This is a genomic window from Flammeovirga agarivorans (assembly GCF_012641475.1).
GTDB classification, from domain to species: domain Bacteria; phylum Bacteroidota; class Bacteroidia; order Cytophagales; family Flammeovirgaceae; genus Flammeovirga; species Flammeovirga agarivorans.
The window spans coordinates 38752-60934 of the sequence record NZ_JABAIL010000004.1 but is presented as its reverse complement, the minus strand read 5'-3'; the positions used below and the strand labels follow the sequence as shown (position 1 = coordinate 60934).

The 22183-nt window shown below is 33.7% G+C and carries 16 protein-coding genes; 8 read left to right on the top strand and 8 right to left on the bottom strand.

The features are described 5' to 3' along the window. Window positions 1-1146: a serpin family protein gene (locus tag HGP29_RS13255; RefSeq protein ID WP_168882909.1), complete on the bottom strand. Its 1146-nt coding sequence runs from the start codon at window positions 1144-1146 to the stop codon at window positions 1-3. A gap of 163 nt (window positions 1147-1309) precedes the next feature. On the opposite strand from HGP29_RS13255, the gene lysA reads away from it, so the two are divergent. The 4 genes from lysA (at window position 1310) to leuS (ending at window position 7140) form a co-directional block, all read left to right on the top strand. Further along, complete coding sequence (lysA, locus tag HGP29_RS13250; RefSeq protein ID WP_168882908.1) at window positions 1310-2587, top strand: diaminopimelate decarboxylase; 1278 nt, start codon at window positions 1310-1312, stop codon at window positions 2585-2587. Window positions 2588-2754: 167 nt separating this feature from the next. Beyond that, on the top strand, window positions 2755-3705 hold the full coding sequence (locus tag HGP29_RS13245; RefSeq protein WP_168882907.1) for a helix-turn-helix transcriptional regulator: 951 nt from the start codon (window positions 2755-2757) through the stop codon (window positions 3703-3705). Window positions 3706-3757: 52 nt separating this feature from the next. Continuing rightward, entirely contained in the window at window positions 3758-4210 is a 453-nt protein-coding gene (locus HGP29_RS13240) for a GreA/GreB family elongation factor (protein WP_168882906.1), read from the top strand. Window positions 4211-4365: 155 nt separating this feature from the next. Next, window positions 4366-7140, top strand: a complete 2775-nt coding sequence (gene leuS, locus HGP29_RS13235; protein WP_168882905.1) for a leucine--tRNA ligase — start codon at window positions 4366-4368, stop codon at window positions 7138-7140. 53 nt (window positions 7141-7193) lie between these two features. Here leuS and HGP29_RS13230 read toward each other — a convergent pair whose 3' ends face one another. After that, a complete protein-coding gene (locus tag HGP29_RS13230; RefSeq protein ID WP_168882904.1) occupies window positions 7194-8111 on the bottom strand; it encodes a LysR family transcriptional regulator in 918 nt (305 codons plus the stop codon). 96 nt (window positions 8112-8207) lie between these two features. Between HGP29_RS13230 and HGP29_RS13225 the strand changes: the two genes are divergently transcribed. From HGP29_RS13225 to HGP29_RS13210, 4 genes are all read left to right on the top strand, one after another. Next, window positions 8208-8480: a hypothetical protein gene (locus HGP29_RS13225; RefSeq protein WP_168882903.1), complete on the top strand. Its 273-nt coding sequence runs from the start codon at window positions 8208-8210 to the stop codon at window positions 8478-8480. Window positions 8481-8579: 99 nt separating this feature from the next. Beyond that, a complete protein-coding gene (locus HGP29_RS13220) occupies window positions 8580-9545 on the top strand; it encodes a sodium-dependent bicarbonate transport family permease (RefSeq protein ID WP_168882902.1) in 966 nt (321 codons plus the stop codon). Window positions 9546-9682: 137 nt separating this feature from the next. After that, a complete protein-coding gene (locus HGP29_RS13215; protein WP_168882901.1) occupies window positions 9683-11032 on the top strand; it encodes a TlpA family protein disulfide reductase in 1350 nt (449 codons plus the stop codon). A 183-nt stretch (window positions 11033-11215) separates the two neighbouring features. Beyond that, on the top strand, window positions 11216-12439 hold the full coding sequence (locus HGP29_RS13210; RefSeq protein WP_168882900.1) for a transglutaminase-like domain-containing protein: 1224 nt from the start codon (window positions 11216-11218) through the stop codon (window positions 12437-12439). A gap of 78 nt (window positions 12440-12517) precedes the next feature. Here HGP29_RS13210 and HGP29_RS13205 read toward each other — a convergent pair whose 3' ends face one another. The 6 genes from HGP29_RS13205 to HGP29_RS13180 all read right to left on the bottom strand — a co-directional run bounded on the left by HGP29_RS13205 (window position 12518) and on the right by HGP29_RS13180 (window position 22125). Then, complete coding sequence (locus HGP29_RS13205; RefSeq protein WP_168882899.1) at window positions 12518-14518, bottom strand: LruC domain-containing protein; 2001 nt, start codon at window positions 14516-14518, stop codon at window positions 12518-12520. Between the two features lie 316 nt (window positions 14519-14834). Continuing rightward, a complete protein-coding gene (locus HGP29_RS13200) occupies window positions 14835-15275 on the bottom strand; it encodes a hypothetical protein (RefSeq protein ID WP_168882898.1) in 441 nt (146 codons plus the stop codon). Window positions 15276-15640: 365 nt separating this feature from the next. Beyond that, a complete protein-coding gene (locus tag HGP29_RS13195; protein WP_168882897.1) occupies window positions 15641-15880 on the bottom strand; it encodes a hypothetical protein in 240 nt (79 codons plus the stop codon). 9 nt (window positions 15881-15889) lie between these two features. Next, window positions 15890-16435, bottom strand: coding sequence for a sigma-70 family RNA polymerase sigma factor (locus HGP29_RS13190; RefSeq protein WP_168882896.1), 546 nt, complete (start codon window positions 16433-16435; stop codon window positions 15890-15892). Between the two features lie 99 nt (window positions 16436-16534). Beyond that, window positions 16535-17737, bottom strand: coding sequence for an efflux RND transporter periplasmic adaptor subunit (locus tag HGP29_RS13185; RefSeq protein ID WP_168882895.1), 1203 nt, complete (start codon window positions 17735-17737; stop codon window positions 16535-16537). 26 nt (window positions 17738-17763) lie between these two features. Continuing rightward, window positions 17764-22125 carry a CusA/CzcA family heavy metal efflux RND transporter gene (locus tag HGP29_RS13180; RefSeq protein ID WP_168882894.1) on the bottom strand — a complete coding sequence of 1454 codons (4362 nt, stop codon included), beginning with the start codon at window positions 22123-22125 and terminating at the stop codon, window positions 17764-17766. Window positions 22126-22183: the final 58 nt, after the last annotated feature.

Here is a 22183-nt window from a genome sequence, read left to right as displayed (position 1 = left end):
TTATGGTGTTTCCACAGTACCCATAAAAAGAACTTCTTTTGTTTTTACTTCTTGAATCAGAAATATAAAAGGTTGATTAAAATAGAATTCTTTTTTCTTTGGGTTTAATGCGCTTCGAGAGACACTTATTGCTGTAGCTGCTGCTGCTTTAGTCCCCGATTCTGAAAAGGTGACTACCGTCTTGTGCATTACTTGTGATACATATAAGTCTTTGGCAGCACTTTTTGAGAAGTTACCAAACTGTGCCTGACCTGAGAAAAATGCTCTTTCTATACCACTACTCTTTAAATTGGCGATAAGATCTTTTTCAAAGGTTATTTTTGTTTTAGGCATTTTAAAGAAAACTTCAGAAGGTTTCATTTTTGATTGATAGTCTAATACCTTTTGCTCATTCAAACCATCCAGAAATTCTTCTAGTTTTCCTTGAGTTGGCATTAATAAAACCAATTCAAATTCCGCTTCTTTATATAGCAAGGATAATACTTTAATGTTATCATCACTATAATTCTTAGTAAATCTTGCATTATCAGTAAGGAAATCAATTTGTTTTACTTCTCCATTTGTTAACTTAAATTCTCCTTTTCTTGTCGCCTTTTCATCAAAATTCTGAGACCATTCAGCATCGAAGAAAACCGTATTCACTAAAATCATTCGGTCATCTTTTGTTACTTCCGAAATGATTTGATCAATTTCCCCTTCTGTTTTTTTATCCACCCAATCATTTATTTGTGTTTTTACTTTTTCAGATTGATAAAAGTTCACACCTTTTATTTCAGCATCAAATGTAGAAATCAGATCTTTTTTGGTGGTAGGAATTAATTTATATTGCTTATCGTACCAAATTCCATTTGCAATACTAAGGTCAACATTTTGCTTTGTAGTGAATAGTTGATGCTTTGCTTCTACTTTTTTCTTGAGTTGTTTCTCATCTTTCACTTCCAAGTAATTCAATATTTCTTGTTGTGTTTCATCACTAGTAACCATTGAAAGCATACCTAAAGCTGAATTTACACTATATGGAGAAATGACAACATTCTCATTTTTATGGATTTGTTTTAGCATCATCCAATTGTCTTGAGCAATCACATGGATAGTATTTAGCACTAATAAAAGACTGGTAAATAATGGGAGTAATTTAGATTTCATATTCTTATTAATTATCATGAGATTTACTAGATAAATAACAGTATGTTTTATTTGAAACAGTTGTTGTTATTTTTGTCAATTAAATCAAATTATATGGTGTAGTACAAAAATCTCTCTACTTTTGTTTCATCAAGAAGTTATCAAAAAATAATTCTTCCCGAAAATGGAATTAAATAATTCAGAATATACAATTCAAGGTTTACCTGTTGAAGATATAGCAAATCAATTTCAAACACCGTTATATGTTTATGACGCTGATAAAATTGTTTCGCAAATTAATACACTAAGAAATTCATTTAGTGGTGTAAATCTTCGCATTAAATATGCGATGAAATCCCTTTCGAATCTTAGTATCTTGAAATTGATGAAAGCACATAAAGTTGACCTTGACTGTGTTTCAATTCAAGAAGTATTATTAGGTCTTAAGGCAGGATTCCCAAAGGAAAGAATTCTATTCACTCCTAACTCAGTTTCTTTTGATGAAATTCAAGAGGCTGTTTCTTTAGGTGTTGTTATTAATATAGACAATATTGCTGTTTTAGAGCATTTTGGTGATGTTTATGAAGGTACAGTACCTTGTGCTATTCGTATTAATCCGCATATTACAGCTGGTGGAAATGCTAAAATTCAAGTAGGACATATCGGTTCAAAATTTGGTATTTCTATTTTCCAGATGTCGCATGTTAAGAAAGTAGTAGAAAGCCACAATATTAATGTGGTGGGATTACATATGCACTCTGGTTCGGATATCTTAGATTCAGAAGTATTCCTTATGGCTGCCAACGTTATGTTTGATTGTGCTAAGGATTTCCCTAATCTTCAATTTATTGATTTAGGATCTGGATTTAAAGTAGCTTACAAAGAAGAGGATATTGTTACAAACATTCCTGAACTTGGTAAGAAGATGTCTGCTGCTTTCAAAGAATTTTGTAAGAGTTATGGTAGAGACTTGGAACTTTGGTTTGAGCCAGGTAAATATCTAGTTTCAGAATCTGGTCATTTACTGACGAAAGTGAATGTATTAAAGCACTCACCTGCTGCTGTATTTGCTGGAGTTAATTCAGGTCTAAATCACTTAATCAGACCAATGATGTATGATGCTTACCATCACATCATTAATGTATCTAATCCTCAAGGACCAAACAGAGTCTACGATGTTGTAGGTTACATTTGTGAAACAGATACATTTGGATACGACAGAAAGATCAATGAGATCCGCGTTGGTGATATTTTATCTATCCAAAATGCTGGTGCTTATTCTTACAGCATGGCTTCTAATTATAACTCTCGTTTTAGACCTGCAGAAGTATTGGTCTACAATGGTGAAGCTCATTTAATTAGAGAAAGAGAAACTCTAGAGGACCTAACAAGAGGTCAAGTAGATATTTTTTCCAATATCAACATTGAATCTTCAGAAGAAATAGTATCTACTGAAGAATAGTTATAAACAACTCACATAAATCGAAGAGGCGTACGAGAGTACGCCTTTTTTTGTTATCAAAAACTATAATTTCTTAGTATATTATATAAGTAAAATTCACCCTTTATCATAAACACTACATTACTTTATTGCACTATATATTCGATATTGATTTGGAATAGATAATTATGAGTAGATTTTCATTTAACAATAAACCCAAAGACAAACCCTATATAGAATTCTTTGCTGAAAACATCGGTGCTAAAATCAAAGATGGTTATTTAGTAGAAGCTGATAATGATTATTTCAATGGTGTCTCGGTTATATTAGATCATTTCAAAAATATTAGAATCATTGCTCATAAACACTTCAACAAAAAAGACTATACAGTAACCTTGAGTAATGATAAAGAATTTGATTTCACCATTATTTGTTTTGAGAACAACGTCTTATATGATAATGGAAAAGTAAAATTCGAATTTGGTATTCCTAATGGTTTTGTATTACTCAAAGGAACTGAAAGTGTTCGACTCTCATATAAAGAAAATACGCTTAAAAACTCTGTTGTCTGTCACTTTAATCGTAAGCGATTAGGAGATGACATATTAGAAATTGTAGACAGAACCAATTCATTTTTTTATCATACAGGTAATGAAAATATGATCAACTGGAAATTATCACTTTCTGATAGTGCCAGAAAATTGATTCATGACAAGTATAAAAAACAATGGATTTTTGGGAAAATTAATGAGCTTGCGATTATTATTAAAAGCATTTTTTACTCCGCTGAAGATTCATTTATTAATTCCATTTTTCAGGACAACGAAATTGAAAGTGCTTATTTGATTAAAGATAATATTGAGAAAAACCTTAAGGAGAAACCTAAATTAGAAGAGTTAGCCAAAAAATATGGTATCAATAAAAATCGACTGACTACTATCTTTAAGGACCTTTTTAATATTACCATCTATAAGTACTACAAAGAACAAAGAATACTTAAAGCCAAAGAAGAAATTCTACATACAAATAAGACATTAGGACAAATCGCTAATGAATATGGTTTCAGTGACATAGGACATTTATCAAAAAGTATTCTTGAAAAATTTGGGATCACTGCAACAGAATTGAGGAAGAAATGATTATTATCGTAAACTATTATTCATTCTCCAGTACTTATTATCAAAACATAAAATGAACAAAGATTTCAAAACAAGATTAAAAAACCATTGTAAGGAAATTGTAGTACAGAAAATTAAATCTGCCGAAGAAGCAATGAATTCTGCTCAGAATTCTGCGAATGCAGAAACAAGAAGTACAGCTGGAGACAAACATGATACTGCTAGAGCGATGGCCCATTTAGAAAAGGAAAAAATGGGTGAACAACTATCTCAAAACCTTCAACTATTACGCGTTATTGAAGAATTAAAAGAGAATGATGAAACGACTATTGGACCAGGAAGTTTAGTGATGACTAATGTAGGAATGTATTACCTTTCGATAAGTTTAGGGCAAGTCACATTCGATAACCAATTGGTATTTGTCATCTCTACTCAATCCCCTATTGGAAAATTATTTGTGGGTAAATCTCAGAATGATGAAGTGACCTTTAATGGTAGAAAATTTACTGTTAAAGAAGTGTTGTAGTTAACGTTTATTTTTTTCTTTTTTGAAAAACTGATATTCCCCTCATTCAGACATCAAACAAAAGGTAAATATTTATATCTTTGCTTGATTTTTTATAGGAAATCCTGTGAAATCAAACAATAAAGCATTTACATTTTTAGAATACAATATAAAGTATGTCTGAATTTAACCATAATTCATTTGAGCCTAAGTGGCAAAAGTATTGGCAAGATAACAACATCTACAAAACAGATGTTGATACAAATAAGCCTAAGTTTTATGCATTGGATATGTTCCCTTATCCTTCGGGAGCTGGCCTTCATGTAGGTCACCCTATGGGATATATTGCATCAGATATCGTTTCTCGTTTCAAACGATTAAAAGGATTCAATGTACTTCACCCAATGGGCTTTGACTCTTTTGGTCTTCCTGCTGAGCAATATGCCATTGAAACAGGGCAACACCCTGCAATTACTACAGAGGCAAATATCAGTACTTTCAAAGGTCAGATGAATAAAATCGGATTCAGCTTTGACTGGAACCGTGAAGTTCAGACATCATCTCCTGAATATTACCGTTGGACACAATGGATTTTCCAACAATTATTCAATGCGTGGTATGATAAAGATGCTGACAAAGCAAAAGATATTTCTGAATTAGTTGCTCATTTTAAAGCCAATGGTTCTGCAGGAATCAATGCTGAATGTGATGATGATGCAACACAATTCACTGCTGAAGAATGGAAAGGTTTCTCTGAATTAGAGCAATCTCAAATCTTATTACAATACCGTTTAACTTTCTTGTCTGAAGCAATGGTAAACTGGTGTCCAGCTTTGGGTACTGTACTTGCAAATGACGAAGTTAAAGATGGTGTTTCTGAGCGTGGTGGACACCCAGTTGAGCGTAAAAAAATGAAACAATGGATGATGCGTATTACTGCATATGCAGATCGTCTATTGAACAATTTAGAAGGCTTAAACTGGTCAGATGCTTTAAAAGAAATGCAACGTAACTGGATTGGTAAATCTATTGGTTGTGAAATCGATTTTAAAGTAGCAGATAGTGATATTACATTAACTGCATTTACTACTAGAGTTGACACTACTTTCGGTGTTACTTATGTTGTTCTTGCTCCTGAGCATGAATTAATCCCAGAATTAACTACAGCTGAACAAAAAGCTGCTGTTGATGAATATGTAGAGACTGCAAAAAATAGATCTGAAAGAGAGCGTCAATCTGATGTTAAAACTGTTTCTGGTGTATTTACAGGGTCTTACGTTATCAATCCACTTTCAGGTGAGAAAGTACCTTTATGGATTGCTGACTATGTATTAGCAGGTTATGGTACTGGTGTCGTTATGGCTGTACCATCTTCTGATGATAGAGACTTCCGTTTTGCAAACAACTTCGACTTACCTATCGTAAGAGTGATCGAAGGCACTGAAGACATGGAAGATCCTACTGAAGTGAAAAAAGGCAAAATGATCAACTCAGGTTTCCTTAACGGTTTAGAATCTGATGAAGCGATCAAAGTAGCTATCGATAAATTAGTTACTGAAGGAAAAGGTAAAGCGAAAGTGAATTTTAGAATTCGTGATGCTGTTTTCTCTCGTCAACGTTATTGGGGTGAGCCAGTTCCTGTTTATTTCGACAACGACGGTACACCTCACTTAGTTCCTGACAACCAACTTCCATTGGATTTACCAGAAGTAGAAAACTACTTACCTACTCCAGAAGGTGATCCTCCATTAGGTAATGCTAAAGATTGGAAGTTCGATAATCAATACAATTACGAATTAACTACAATGCCAGGTTGGGCAGGTTCTTCTTGGTACTTCTTACGCTATATGGATCCTCAAAATAAAGAGGCTTTCGTAAGCAAAGAAGCTGCTGAATACTGGAACCAAGTAGATTTATATGTAGGTGGTACAGAGCATGCTACTGGCCACTTATTGTACTCTAGATTCTGGAATATGTTCTTATACGATATGGGCTTCATCGGTCATGAAGAGCCATTCCAAAGAATCGTAAACCAAGGTATGATCCAAGGTCGTTCGAACTTTGTTTACAGAGTTAAAGGTACCAACCAGTTTGTATCACACGGTCTTAAGAAAGACTATGAAGTACAACCTTTATACGTTGATGTTAACATCGTTGAGAATGACGTATTAGATACAGAAAAATTCAAGCAATGGCGTAAAGATTACGAGAATGCTGAATTCATTCTAGAAGATGGAAAATACATTTGTGGACACGTTGTAGAAAAGATGTCAAAATCTAAATACAATGTAGTTAACCCAGATGTTGTGATTGAGAAATATGGTGCGGATACTCTTCGTTTATACGAAATGTTCTTAGGACCAATTGAGCAATCAAAGCCATGGTCAATGCAAGGTATTGATGGTGTTTGGAAGTTCTTACGTAAACTTTGGAGATTGTTCTACAACGATGCGGGTCAATTGGTAGTTGTTGATGAGAAAGCAACTCCTGAAGAATTGAAGATCTTGCACAAAACAATCAAAAAAGCAGGTGAAGATATGGAAAGCTTAAGCTTAAACACTACAGTTCCTGCATTTATGGTTTGTGTTAATGAATTAGCCTCTGCTAAATGCCATAAAAAAGAAGTATTAGAGAAACTATTAGTGATCTTATCTCCTTTTGCCCCACACATTGCTGAAGAGCTATGGCATGAGGCTTTAGGAAACCAAGACAGTATTATCAATGCTGAATTCCCATCATTTGATGCCTCACTATTAGTTGAAGCTTCTCATACTTACCCTGTTTCAATTAACGGTAAAATGAGAGTAAAACTTGATTTACCTGTTGACATCTCTCAAGAAGAAGCAAAAGAAGCGGTATTCGCCAATGAGATTGTACAAAAATGGGTGGATGGTAAGCCTGTGAAGAAGTTTATCTTCGTTCCAAAGAGAATTGTAAACGTTGTAGTTTAATTTACAACGACAACCAATATATAACGGATACATCTTTCGGTGTATCCGTTTTTTTATCTCTTATCTATAGCCCAAGAAAAATACTTATCGATAATTTCCTCTCTGTGCTCATTTATATGCTGAATTAAGGCTGCTGATGCAGGAAGTAAGTTCTTATTTTTATTGTAGACAAAGTTCCAATTGGTTACTATTGGTAGTCCTCTCATAGGAATCACTTTTAAAGAGCCGTTGGCCAACTCATTTTTTAATCCAATCAAAGGCATTACTGAAACACCAATCCCCGCATTTACCGTCTGTTTTACCGCCTCATTAGAAACTAATTCAATAGACTTTTCATATTTCAACTTCCTTTTTTCTAAGAACTCTTCCATTGCCAATCGAGTAGCGGACCCCTGCTCTCTAAAAATCATATTCATCTTAGAAAGTTTCTTCGTTGTAATTTTATCAGAGAGATCTGCTGAGCCTATCAAATAGAGTTTATTTTCCATTAATTGAAGTATTTCTAGTTCCAAATTATCTGGTATTACAGAAACCAAAGCAAAATCAGTAGCATTGCGTTCCAAACTTTCTACAACTTTTAATTTATTGGACACATCGATCTTCAACTCAACCTGAGGATATTTTTTCATAAAGGATTGTATGAAATAAGGAATGACATACTTTCCTGTTGACACCACCGAGATATTAATTTTACCCGTAAGCAATCCATTGTATTGGTCTGTGAGTGATTGAAATTTATCTGCCTCACCTAAAATATTTTTACAAATTTCTACGACCTCTTTTCCAAATTCTGTAAAAAACAACTGCCTACCTATGGTTTCTGTAAGTGGTATTTTAAACTGTTCTTGAAATTTTTTCAACTGTATCGACACTGCTGGCTGTGTTAGAAAAAGCTCTTCCGAAGCCTTAGTAATACTCTGTAATTCAAATACTTTCAAGAACACTCTTAACTGATGTAAAGTATAATTCATAAACTATTATTTATGTATATTATAAATTTTATAAATAAAAACTTATGATTAATTATACACATATTTGCAGCAACAAACAATTAAAATTCAATTCTAATGACTATAACATTTAACCGTAATTTTATGGAAACAGCAGCTCAAACAAGTGTACACTCACACATTAAACAAGGGATTTCTATTTCAGAAATCATTCAAAAAGTCCTATCTGAAAAAGGTGAAAAAGATGAATTTACTATTGATTGGATTTCCCCCAACGAGTTTGAGATAAAAAACATCTCTTCGCTCTCATTGCATTCTGCTCTCCTAGAACTTGAGAAGTTTGGTAAAAAGATTTCATATTCAAAAAAGACAATTATTAAAATCGATTAGTAATTGTCTTTTTTTTAGAATTCACTCTGCAAAAAACCGATGGGTAAACAAACTCATCGGTCGCAACAAATTAATTTTCATAAAGTCTAAAACTTTATCATGAACCTCTTAGAGAACATAACAAATCCTGCATTATTATTCTTCTTATTAGGCGTATTGGCTGTACAGCTAAAAAGTGACCTAAAAGTTCCAGAGAACTCTTCTAAGTTTATGTCTATTTACCTTTTAATATCAATTGGTTTTAAGGGAGGACAGGAATTGTCTCACAACGGTATCACAACTGAAATTATCTGGAGTTTACTTTCAGGAATATTATTAGCGACCATTGTCCCTATTATTTCTTTTCTGATACTTAGAAGAAAAATGAGTGCGGCCAATGCCTGTGCTATTGCAGCTTCTTATGGATCTGTTAGTGCTGTAACTTTTGTAACTGCAGCCTCTTTCTTAGATTTTGAACAAATACATTTTGGAGGACATATGATAGCTGTTATGGCAATTATGGAGGCTCCAGCTATTGTGATTGGTGTGTTACTGTATAACTACTTCAAGGAAAACAATACAACTGACAAACAAGAAAACTCTATTAAAAGTATTTTTAAACATGCTGTAACAAATGCAAGTGTGTTTTTAATTCTAGGTAGTTTATTGATTGGATTTTTTGCTACCAAAGAACAAGCTGATGGAATTAAACCTTTCACCACAGATATATTCAAAGGCTTCTTAGTTATTTTCTTACTTGATATGGGGATTACCAGTGGAAAACAACTTTCAGCCATGATCAGTAAAGGCATCTACCCTTTCTTATTTTCTACAATAATGCCTTTTATTTATGGTTTAATCGCTTTACTTATAAGTATAGAAATCACTGATAATATTGGTAATCAACTTCTTTTCTCCATTCTTGGAGCAAGTGCGTCTTACATCGCTGTACCAGCTGCAATGAAGAATGCTCTACCAGAAGCTAATCCGGGGTTATATTTACCTATGGCCTTGGGGATTACTTTTCCTGTCAATGTGTTGATAGGAATACCATTCTACTATTCGATTCTTATGGTAATTCACTAATAATAAAATAGTTGAAGTAGAGATATTTGATACACTCTCTACTTCAACTTAAAATACATATCTATAGTAAACACAAAAAGTTGGCATAAAAATTCTAGTATTCTTTACTAATCAAACTTCACTAAACTAAATCAAACATGCGACTTGTGTATACTACTCTCTCACTGATCTTATTATTGGTCAGTTGTACTCCTAAAAAAGGGAGTATTTATTACAAAAGTAATTCTGGCAAAAGCATTACGGCGGTAAAGTACAGCCCATTAAATGCAACTGAGGAAAAAGTCTCTTTAAATAAAGTTAGCGAAGCAGAATATAACTATTCCATTGATGCCACCTCGTATTTAACCATTCATGATGACAACTTTGATTTAGAGTTCTTAGTATCTCCTGGGCAAAGTATCGAAATCACAAAAGAAGATGGAGACGTAGTTTTTAAAGGAGACAATGCAGCATACAATCAATCCCTATATGAGATTCAGCGTACTTTTGATGGAGTATATGAAAATATCAATTATAAAGACCTTTCTATTCTTGATTTTAATAAAACCATCAAGGATTTAGAAAATGAAATGACATCCAAAATCAGTGAAAACCTGAAAAAACATCAGAAAGAGGTATTATTACAAATCATACAGATAGAAACTTCATTTATCCGCATCAATTATGATCTTCAAACAAGAAGAGCAAGAGAAGAGGAATATGTATTAGACGATAAAGCAGATATTAAAAACTTTGACCTTTCGATTATCGATGAATTATACCAACAAAATTTCAATTATTTATCGTATTACATTCCACATTATAGTGATGTGAAATATTTCAACAATGTTATTTACCAGAAGAGTGGTGAATTTTATTACGCTTTAAGAGCTGATGAATACAAACGCTCTAACCTACCCAATAATATTAAAGAAAAACTTATCGCTTCTGATGTGAGTAGATCTATTACTAATTATGGGTTTAATCATAATTCAGAAACTTTATTGTATCAATTTTTGCAGGACTTCCCAGAGTTTTCTCATAAGAATGACCTGATTGCATTGATTAAAAAACATTCAACGATAAAGAATGGAAACCCTGCCCCCGAAATCAAAGATACATTCACGAGTAATGGAAAGTTTTTCGACATCAACCAATATAAAGGGAAATTGGTCTATATCAACGTTTGGGCGACTTGGTGTACTAAGTGTGAAAATCAACTGATAGATATGAACTCATTACGAAACAAGTATGATCATAACAAAATCAATTTTATCACATTAAGTGTAGATAGAGACCAACAAATGTGGAAAAATTATATGGAAAACAACAATCTTGAAATTAATGATAATGTATGGACTTCAAATGTAGACAGGTTCTATTCTGGATATAAAATTTTTGGACTACCAAGGTTTATATTGATTAATCAAGAAGGTAATATTATTGATGCTTTTGCTCCTGCACCTGCTTCTACTCAATTAGAAGAACTTATTGCAGAGGCTATATAAATCAGAATAAAAAGGGCAAAAAAGGCGAGCTTATTATGTAATGAGCTCGCCTTTTTTATAGATCACTCAAAAACTTGCATTGTTTTCATTTATTAAAAAGTAATAACAAGCACAAACAAGCATAAACAAGAAAATATTAGTACTTTCAGCTCATCAAAAGATTATCAATCTTACTATATGAAAATGAAATACTTTTTTTTAAACATCTCAGTACTACTACTTTTAATGGGATGTTCAGCTAAATACCAAGGAATCGATCAACAATACCACTCGCTGCTTGATCGTGCATTAACAAAAGCAGGAGACAATAGACAAGACATTGAAGCAGCTTTAGAAGATATACCTACTGAAATGAAAAACGGTATGGCGTTTCTTATTGCCTATATGCCTGAAAGAGATCTCAGAACACTTTCGTCCGCTTATTTATTAGAAAATGTTCAATTGGCATATCAAGCTAAAAATGAATTCTTATGGGGAAAATCTATTCCCGATTCTATCTTTTACAATGATGTATTACCCTATGCATTAATGAATGAAAGAAGAGATGACTGGAGAAAAGACTTCTACCAAAGATTTGCACCGATTGTTAAAGATTGCAAATCATTAGAAGAAGCTATTCAAGTTATTAATGATACCATTATTGATATTGTAGAAGTAAAATATTCTACAGAAAGAGAAAAACCCGATCAGTCGCCTTATGAATCTATAGATCAAGGTTTGGCTTCATGTTCTGGATTATCAGTATTATTAGCAGATGCTTTTAGGGCTGTGGGAATCCCAGCAAGATTGGCTGGCACTCCTAATTGGACACTAAAAGAGGGCAACCATAACTGGAACGAAGTATGGGTAAATGGCAAGTGGTATTTTACAGAGTACTACCCTTCTGGATTAGACAAAGGGTGGTTTTTAGCTGATGCAGGTGCTGCAAATACGGAAGATCCTAAAAACTGGATCTATGCTTCTTCTTGGAAACCTGCCGAACATGCCTTCCCTCTAGTCTGGGATTATTCGATTAAATATGTTCATGCTCATAACGTCACAGATCGTTACATTAAATTATGGAAGAAGGAACAAGCTAGTCATGCTGATCAAGAAGGAAAAGTAGCAGTTCGAATTAAAATGTTTAAAGATAAAACATGTTCGCTGATAAGTAATAATAGAGTCGAATCTGAAATTACCGTTTCACTAGATAGAAAAATTATTGAAAATGGTAAAACTGCTGGACCACTGAAAGATATGAATGACATTCTTCAATTCTACCTTGAAGAAGAAAAAGATTATCAGATTACATTTATGAACGACAAAGGTATTCCGGTAACACACACCTTAGAGGTAGAAAAGGAACCTATGGAAGTTACGTTGTATCACTCAGAAAAACCTGGAAAAACTCATTTCCCTTCTAAATAGGTAAACCGAAAAATATAAAAAGCCCTTCCTCAGATCACAAAGAACTGGGAAGGGCTTTATCATTTAATTAATTATATTTTACTGTTCGTGTAGATTACTCGTATTTCTATTTCCTTCTTGCATTGTATACCAATTACGGTTACTTCCACCACCAGTAGTAGCAAAAGTTGAGAAATTGACATAGGCATTAGTAATATCTACATTCTCTTTTGGAGGATCAAAACGAATTGGAACATGTACTGCCCATGGATAATTTTCAACTGTTTTAAAACCACCTACATCTTCACCTGCTTGAATAAATGATGTATTGAATTTAGAAGTATAAGATTTACCTGGTAAATGCACCTCTCTATCCCTTTCACTATTTACGAAGATAAATGGATTATATGGTACATCTCCTAGTGATGATAATGCTACTGGACTACTTAGGCTCACTACTACATTGATAGTACTACTTGATTTCACAGGTCCTGTACCACTTAAAACATCGGATGATTTATCAAAAATGATTACTACAGGTTTTTCTGCTGGGATTCCACTTTCTAGACCTTTACTGTCTAATGAAACTACACCTCCTGTTAAAATTGAACCTGCGACACTACTGATAGAGTCAGCATGGAACGGTAACTCTATAGCAAAACCGGAATGTAAATGTGCCTGAACAGATTTTGCTTTGAATTCCATATCCATTTCCACCACATCATTATCGGCATTAGTAATCAAATTGAAATTGTATTCAATGATCAAATCGTTGAAATCAAAGTCACCTCTGTGAGGGTATAAATCTTCATATGCTACTGATGACCATGCACCTGCGGTTGGATAATTATTGTTGAATGCCTTGTTTGGATTATTCGGATAATCATCATTTGCATCAACTACACCATCATCGTCAGAATCTGCTTCTTGAGCTGTACAACGATAACCCGAGATATCTCTAACAGGGTGATCTAAAGTATCAAGTATAGTGTATGAACCATCTGAAGGATCCATTTGTAATAAAACTGCATTACCACTTGAGTTGACTGTAGCATACATATTGTTGTTTCTATCAAACGCAAGACCTGTTATGTAATAAGGGAAACTACCTGGTGTAATTTGTGTACAGGTAGCTACTGTAGTATCACTATTAAAGGTCATTGAATATAGACCAACAGTACCTGTAGCCATATACATATTACCATTATTATCAATAGCGATATCTCCACCTCCATTCGGGTTTCCACCACCAGGAACTAAACCATTTACAGTAGGATTATGAACGATGCTATTGTCTGATGCATCCATAATTAGTATTCTATGTGCATCACCAATGATCAAATAATCTGTAGCGTGATCATATTCCATACGAGCATAACTGTTATCAAATACTGAAATACCTGTATTGTTTTGACCAATTAAATTGGCTGTACCAGTAGCTAAATCAGTACTGTAAAGATTAGCTGTGTTACTTCCTGTTCTTACATCATAATACATGATATTTCTTGAACGGTCAATTGCATTGGCTTGTGATCCACCTGCAATTGCAATAGGTGTAGATTGTGCATAACTATTCTCTAGGTCGATAGTAAACTGTTCACCATCAGAATTTACCGCATATAACAAATCGTTACAATCTTGTACCCTTGAATTATTACTTCTAACCCTTTCAGATTCTTCATTGAAATTTACACTTATGTTACTTGTTGTTAGTTGAATTTTTTCAAAATGATCTCGGCCATTACTACTTCTCATTATATATAGTGCTTCTATATGATTAGAGAAGTTTGTCGAATATTCCAATCGACCTTCTGCGTCTGATAATGCTTTACCTCTTAACAATAAGTTATCACCATCTTCAATCGCATATATACTATATACTACTGGTTGCGATACATTCTCTGAAGTTATTCTCAAGTTTATTTCTTGAGTAGTTTCGTAGTTGAATCCATCAGGAACAGTGTAATCTGTTAGAGCTGTTTGGCCATCTTGTGCTCCGCTTTGTGGATCGGTAGGATCGTTTTCCTTTTGAGAACATCCGATCAAGGTTGTGATGATGAAAAGAGCAACTGGTAAGTGTCTCTTAAAAAAATGAGTCATAATTAATTAAATTAGGTGTTATTCAAGGAATATTATTAAAGGAGTATTACACTCTTCTATTAGGTTTCATTTGTAATTACACCCGTTAACAGAAAGTAGTTTTAGTATGTAAGTTTTTTTTTAATTGTTGACTATTTTATTTTTCTACTATCCAATTTTGCTATGAAATTATACTAAGACATCCTCAAATAGTTCAATTTTTTAGAAATCCACTAATATTTAATTTTTAAGGAAAAAAATCTACACATGTAGCATTCTTACAATTTTGAAATAAAAAATGGTTTCCAATCTAAGATCAGAAACCACTTATTTATATTTAATTCCATGTTTTAATAAAATCCAAATACATCAGATATTGATTATTATTCAGACTCAAATGAATATTATTATCTCTTTCTTGCTGTAGCTCTTTACATTTCTTTCTTCGTTCACTGACACCTAACTCAGAAAATTTATTTATTGAAAGGTAAAACTCTGTAAATGCATCAATAATCTTCGTTTTCTGATTTTTTGAGATGTTTTCCACCTTCGTTGATATAATTTCAGCATCTTTCTTTCCTTGTTGATAAGGATCATCTATCACAACAAAAGTATAATCCAGATGATGGTGTTCGCATTTTAAGTCGTGATAATGCTTTTTTAATTTCTTCTTGTGATGGTGGTCGTAATGTGCTTTAGTTTTTACCGGTTGATCCTGAGCGTTGCATATAAACGTCACACCGGTAACTAAAACTGTGAACAAAAATAGATACCTCATGTATAGCAGTAAGTTAAATGAATTCGTTCCGTACAAAAAAATCTAAGTATAGTAATATCAATTTATATAAATCGAGAAAAAAATCAAAATAATGGATACTTTAGGTCAATGTACCTTTTAAAAATAAAAGCTCTCCAAAAAGGAAAGCTTTTAAATTTGATTGATAATGCAGAGGTTATACTATATGTTCTTTTATGAACTGATGAAGAAGAAGATATTTTAAAGCAAAAAACTTAATCCACAACTATACACTTTAAAACTCTTCTCTTCGTTCAGCTCATACTATCTTTTACAAAAAAACTCATGAAACTTTTTCAGCTTCATGAGTTAGTCGTATGAGAAAATAAATCCTTACACTCTTTATCTTATTTTTTTAAAGAATTTATTATTTTTTCTTTCTTTTCATCTGACAATGTGATTTTTACATCTTCATTTTTTTTATAAAATAAGGACATAGAAGCATCAAAACGTAAAGTCATCTTCTCATAAAGCTTACATGTTTTACACAAGGCAGTATGTATACTTAATTTTAGATTATCCATAAAGGACAATTTCACTTCTGCCTTTTTATCTATAAGAGCTGCTGCTTTTTTACAAGTAATCATGATAATAGGTTATTTATTAAACCAGTTCAGTTGAATACAATTCCTTAGATTTAATTTGGCTCTATGGATAAGCTGCCAATAGTTAGACGTTGAAATTTCAAGATCCTTACAAATCTCATCTGCTTTTTTGTCTTCAAGGTATTTTGAAGTTATTGCGATATGAGATCTTTCCGACAGTTTCCCTAAGCATTCTTGCAAAACCTTTACAAAATCTAAGTTGTTCATCAACTGCTCATCAGTATCTCCCCATAAGGTGGGGTTGTTATCTTTTTTCCAAGTTTCATTTTCATTAAAGAAAATATCACTCTGTGGTTGTTCCCGTTTGCTCTTCTGTTTTCTAAAATGATCCAACATTTTATGTTTCAAAATAGAAATCAGCCAAGTTTTAGGAGAACTTTTCCCTTCAAATTTGTCTATTGATTGTTGAGCAGCAATAAATGTCTCTTGAATTAAATCTTCTGATACTTGAACATCTGCAGTTCTCTTAAGAACCCACCTATATAATTCGTCAGCATATTCATGTACCCATTCTTGGATATTGTGTTGATCGATCAAAATAATTCTTTTTGAGTTGAATTTATAAGACCAATATAAGCATAGAGAAGTGGATCTTACAAAAAAGCTCGCCTATTATAAAATAAGCGAGCTTTATTTTTAATGGTGGTGATGTCCACCTTCCGATTTTTTCATTTCAGCCATTAGATAATAGGCATTATTTAAAGCTACTTTTTGTCCCTGTTTCATTGGGTACAATAACTTCACTTCAATATTTCCATGATCACTATTTCCTACCTGAACCTTTTGAGGTTTAAAAGACCATTCGTCTCCCTCTCTGTCCACAGTAAAGAAGAAATAGTCTTCACCCTCTTGAACTACAGCCGCTTCGGGTAAGGCATCTACATATTTATTATTGATCAGTATCTTTCCTCTTACATAAGTACCCGGAATCAAGTCATCTTTCTGATCTACAATATCAGCATGAAGATGTATGGCTTTCGGTCCTTTTTCAAAAGATTTACCGATATTAAAAATCTTTGCTTTTCTCTTTTTTCCAGATTCTATTTCGGTAGTGAAAATCACATCTTGTCCTACCTCTACTTTAGAGATATCTTTTTCATATACCATTAAATCCACATGTATATCATCAAGAGATATTACTTCGAATAATTCTTTCTGAGGTAAAACGTATTGTCCAGTTTTAACAAGGACCTTCTGAATATATCCATTTAAAGGACTAACAACTGGAATATTTTCGTAGATATGTCCTTCTTGGATCTTTGGTAAATTGAGAAGCAACATTTTCAATTGAGCTTCTAATCCTTTCACCTCACCATTTAAACTAAAGTAGGATGCAGATGCTTTCTGATATTCTCTCCCAGAACCTACCTTCTCATCATACAGTTTTTTCTGACGATTGTATTCTTCTTTTGCAAAAGATAATTGATGAAACTTTTGTTGATACTCGGTCTGCAGACTAATCAGATCAGGGTGACTGATATAAGCTAATACTTGCCCTTTTTTCACCTTCTCTCCCTCAATCACTTTTATCTTAATGACATTCGCTCCAATAATTGTGGTCACAGCTGCATCATGTTGAGGAGGTACTTCGAGATCTCCATTGGTCATCACATATTCACCGATATTCATCTTTTGAAGTTCTCCAATTTCCATATCTATACTTTTAAACTGTAAAGCATTGATATGAACTTCTTCACCATGTTCACCTTCTTCATGCCCTTCTTTGTGTTCATGTTTCTCTTCTTCGCTATGCTCATGGTTTTCACCAATAGAAGAAGAACAAGAGTAAGTCCCTACTATTAGGAACAGGGTCAGTATATATATATTTAATTTTTTCATCTTATTATCGTAATTCAGTTTGTCAGTTATTCATTAATAAGGTATTCCAATTGAATAGTAATCATATTGTAATTATTCAATGTATTCAGATATGCATATTTTATCTCCAAACTCTGGTTTACATTCTGGAAATATTCAACATAATTGATGGCTCCATTTTCAAAGCTTTTCTGTGCATTGTCAATAATTCTATCCACTTGGGGTAATGCCTTATTTTCATAATACTCCAAGCTACCATTCAACTGATTTAGTTGCTGGATAAGACGTTTGTACTGTCCTTCCAATCTAATTTGTTGCTGATCTGCTGAAATCTGAGCGATTTGTCTTTGCAATTTTGCTGCATTCACTTTTGCTTTTTGTGAGCCAAAAAACAAAGGAACACCTAATCCCACACTAAATCCTTGAAAACGGTCTGATGAGGAAGCAAAACTACCATCACTTAGTACTGATCCATCCATTGAGTTATTGAAATACCCTAATTGAATATCAGGCAACATCTCTGCAGAAGCTACTTTTTGTTCTGCATTGGCAATTTCTATTTGTTGTTGAGCAAACTGTAATAATGGATTACTATTTACTTTCTCTTGATCAAGCACCGTTTCAGCTCCTCTCTTATTTAAAGGTGCAGGCTTAAATACATAACCTAAAGTATCTTGAAGTAAAACTCTTAAGGTATTTTCTTGAATTAAGATATCTGCTTCTAGAAGATAAATCTCATTTTCAATTTGCATCACTTGAGTTTCTGCTGATGCCTTTTCCAAATAATTGGCCGCTTCGGTCTCGTATCTAATTGTTGACGCTCTTAAAAACTCTTGATAAAGACTATCTTGAAAATACATTAGTTTCTGCCTTTCAACCAGATAAGATAATTGATACCAAGCACTTCTAATTTCACTGACCACTTGATTTTGGGTCATCTGTAACTTTATGTTACTACCCGAAATATTTTCCTCAGCTAACTTTTTTTGTTTAGAATATACCGTCGGAAAGTCGAAATTCTGCGATATACTTATTCCTAAATCATTACGATAACTGTTGTACTGTCCATATTCTGCAGTAACTTTTGTCTTATTGATATCTATCGCCTGACGTTTCTGTTCCTCAGTTAGTTGTACATCTGTCTCTGCAATTTTTACGCTACCATTTTGTTGTAAACCAATTGCTATGGCCTGATCTAAAGTTTCAATGACTCCTGTTTGAGCTTTTACATGTTTAGGAAGTAGAAGCATACAAAAGCCAATAAAAGCTACGGAAACTAACTTTGCATTGGGTTTGACAATCACTCTTCTTGATTCTATCATTTTATACATGATAGGAAGTACAATTAACGTCAGAAGTGTAGAAGTGATCATCCCTCCAATAACAACAGTTGCTAGAGGACGTTGCACCTCTGCCCCTGCCGATGCTGAAATAGCCATTGGTAAGAATCCTAAAATATCCGTTAAAGCAGTTAACAATATTGGTCGGATACGTCTTTTTGTTCCTAAACGAATACGCTCATCTAAATCATCCACACCATTCTCTTTAAGTTCATTCCAACCTTCAATCAATACCAAACCGTTCAATACAGCTACACCAAATAGCACTACAAATCCTACTCCTGCTGAAATACTAAATGGTAATCCTCTAAAGTATAAGGCTAAAATTCCACCGATAGTAGCAAATGGTATCGCCATATTGATCATAATAGTTTGCCTCCAAGAACGCAGTGCTAAAAACAACAAGAAAAATATGGATAATAAGGCTACTGGAACAACAATCTGTAATTTTCTATTGGCTCTTTCTAGATTTTCAAATTGACCTCCATAACGGATAAAATACCCTGGAGGCAGTTCTAATTCTTCATCCAATATTTGTTTGATATCTTCAACCACAGACTGAATATCTCTACCTCTTACATTGATACCAACATACGTTCTTCTCTGTGTGTTATCTCTACTGATTTGCATTGGTCCCAATTCGTAATCAATATCAGCCACCAAATATAAAGGCACTTGTGATCCATCCCGAAGAGGTACTAAAATCTCTCTTAATTGATCTATGTTATCTCTTTCAGTTTTGTCAAAACGTACTACCAAATCGAATCGCTTTTCGCCTTCGAAGATCAATCCTGCAGATTTCCCTGCAAATGCGGTCTGTACTAAGGTATTTAAGTCTGAAATATTTAAGCCATATTGTGCTACTTTCTCTCTATTGTACTGGATGGAAATTTGTGGCAAACCTGCCGTAGCTTCTACACGCATATCCCCAATTCCCTCTACCTTGCTCACTAATTTTGAAATTTCCTGAGCTTTGTTTGCAAGAATATCCAAATCTTCCCCAAAGAGTTTCACTGCTATATCTTCTCTTACCCCTGAAATCAATTCATTGAATCGCATCTCAATAGGTTGAGTAAATTCATAGTTCACCCCAGGTAATATTGATAATTTTTCTTTAAACTTCTCGATCAATTCTTCTTTTGAAGATGCTGAAGTCCACTCACTTTTAGGTTTTAGGATCACTAGACAATCTGCCAAATCGAAAGGCATGGGATCTGTAGGAACATCTGCTACACCTATTCTACTCATTACCTGCTCCACCTCAGGGAAATTATCTTTCATGATCTTTTCCACCTTAGTCGTTGCTTCGATTGTCTCTTCTAAAGAAGAACCCGGTTTCATCATAACATGGTAGGCAATATCTCCTTCATCAAGTTGAGTCATAAATTCTCCACCCATTGTTGTGAAAATGTAGATACTACCCACTAATACTACAAATGATGAAAGTAGAATCACCTTTCCCCTTTTTAATGAGACTAATAAAATGGGTTCATAGAAGTTCTCAATACCTCTTATAAGTTTATCACCAAAACCAACTGAAGAACCTTGGTGTACATTAATAAATAAAGAAGAAACCATCGGTACGTAGGTTAAGCAAAGAATCATTACTCCGATCATGGCAAACATAAAGGTCAACGCCATAGGAATAAACATTTTTCCTTCTACACCTTCTAATGTCAAGATGGGAGCAAATACAATAAGTATAATAAGTTGTCCAAAGAAAGCAGAGTTCATCATCTTACTAGATGATTGATATGTTGCCTGATCCTTTTCGTCTTGCGTAAGCTGAATAGCTCCCTTTATTTTACTGTGCATTGCAAACACTGTAGCTTCAACAATGATCACCGCACCATCGACAATTATACCAAAATCAATAGCTCCAAGACTCATTAAATTGGCCCATACATCGAATTGATACATCATCATAAAGGCAAATAATAATGATAATGGAATTGTAGATGCTACTACTAAACCACCTCTCCAGTTTCCTAATAATAGAACAAGTACAAAAATTACAATCAATGCCCCTTCTACTAAGTTTTGAGATACCGTTGAAGTTGTCTTATCAATTAACTTATTTCTTGCCAGAAACTCTTTGATGCTTATCCCTTCGGGTAAAGACTTTTGAATTAGCTCTACTCTTTCTTGAACAGCATGAATCACTTCCTTAGAATTGGCTCCTTTCAACATTAATATCATTCCCCCAACGGCTTCGCCTTCACCTTCTTTAGTAAGTGCTCCATACCTTACAGCATGACCATATTGTACCTTACCAATATCTCTAATTTTAATTGGGAGTCCTCCCTGATGTGCAACTACAATATTTTCAATATCAGAAAGACTTCTTGCCAAACCTTCTCCTCTAATAAAATTGGCTTTATGGTTTTTGACAATATAAGCAGCTCCAGAGTTCTGATTATTTTTTTCCAATGCTTCAAATACCTCCGACAAAGTAATGTCCATTGATCTCAACACATCGGGTTTTACGGCTACTTCATATTGTTTGATATAACCTCCAAAAGCATTGACCTCAACCACACCGGGAACCATGGCCATTTGTCTTTTGATGATCCAATCTTGTACAGACCTTAGTTCAGATAAAGAGTATTTGTCTTTAAATGCTTCATCAACTTCTAAGGTATATTGATAAATTTCACCAAGACCAGTAGTAATTGGTCCAATAAATGGCTCTGCAAAGCCTGCAGGTATATTTTCTTTAATTTCAGGAAGCTTTTCAGCAACTAATTGTCTAGGTAAAAATGTACCCATTTGATCTTTGAAGACAATAGTTACCAATGATAGTCCTGATCTACTTACCGAACGAATCTCCACAACATCTGGTAAATTAGATAACGCTAACTCTACAGGGTATGTGATAAATTGTTCTACTTCTTCAGTTCCTAAACTAGGAGCTTGTGTGATTACTTGTACTTGATTATTGGTTATATCAGGTACAGCATCAACAGGCACTTTTGATAAGCTCCAGATTCCTCCGACTAACCAAAAGAGTATAAAGATCCCTATCAATAATTTGTTCTTTATTGAGAAGGAAATGATTTTATTAATCATTCTAAGAAATTATTTTTTGTTTGTTATGTATTTAGAACTCCACAAAGAATGTATCAAT

Excerpts from the sequence above, each read along its gene's own strand:
- lysA (WP_168882908.1), top strand. The coding sequence starts at position 1,310 with ATGGAATTAAATAATTCAGAATATACAATTCAAGGTTTACCTGTTGAA.
- HGP29_RS13230 (WP_168882904.1), bottom strand. The coding sequence starts at position 8,111 with ATGAATTATACTTTACATCAGTTAAGAGTGTTCTTGAAAGTATTTGAA.
- HGP29_RS13185 (WP_168882895.1), bottom strand. The coding sequence starts at position 17,737 with ATGAAAAAATTAAATATATATATACTGACCCTGTTCCTAATAGTAGGG.
- HGP29_RS13220 (WP_168882902.1), top strand. The coding sequence starts at position 8,580 with ATGAACCTCTTAGAGAACATAACAAATCCTGCATTATTATTCTTCTTA.
- HGP29_RS13180 (WP_168882894.1), bottom strand. The coding sequence starts at position 22,125 with ATGATTAATAAAATCATTTCCTTCTCAATAAAGAACAAATTATTGATA.
- HGP29_RS13255 (WP_168882909.1), bottom strand. The coding sequence starts at position 1,146 with ATGAAATCTAAATTACTCCCATTATTTACCAGTCTTTTATTAGTGCTA.
- HGP29_RS13200 (WP_168882898.1), bottom strand. The coding sequence starts at position 15,275 with ATGAGGTATCTATTTTTGTTCACAGTTTTAGTTACCGGTGTGACGTTT.
- HGP29_RS13205 (WP_168882899.1), bottom strand. The coding sequence starts at position 14,518 with ATGACTCATTTTTTTAAGAGACACTTACCAGTTGCTCTTTTCATCATC.
- HGP29_RS13240 (WP_168882906.1), top strand. The coding sequence starts at position 3,758 with ATGAACAAAGATTTCAAAACAAGATTAAAAAACCATTGTAAGGAAATT.
- HGP29_RS13195 (WP_168882897.1), bottom strand. The coding sequence starts at position 15,880 with ATGATTACTTGTAAAAAAGCAGCAGCTCTTATAGATAAAAAGGCAGAA.
- HGP29_RS13215 (WP_168882901.1), top strand. The coding sequence starts at position 9,683 with ATGCGACTTGTGTATACTACTCTCTCACTGATCTTATTATTGGTCAGT.
- leuS (WP_168882905.1), top strand. The coding sequence starts at position 4,366 with ATGTCTGAATTTAACCATAATTCATTTGAGCCTAAGTGGCAAAAGTAT.
- HGP29_RS13245 (WP_168882907.1), top strand. The coding sequence starts at position 2,755 with ATGAGTAGATTTTCATTTAACAATAAACCCAAAGACAAACCCTATATA.
- HGP29_RS13210 (WP_168882900.1), top strand. The coding sequence starts at position 11,216 with ATGAAATACTTTTTTTTAAACATCTCAGTACTACTACTTTTAATGGGA.
- HGP29_RS13225 (WP_168882903.1), top strand. The coding sequence starts at position 8,208 with ATGACTATAACATTTAACCGTAATTTTATGGAAACAGCAGCTCAAACA.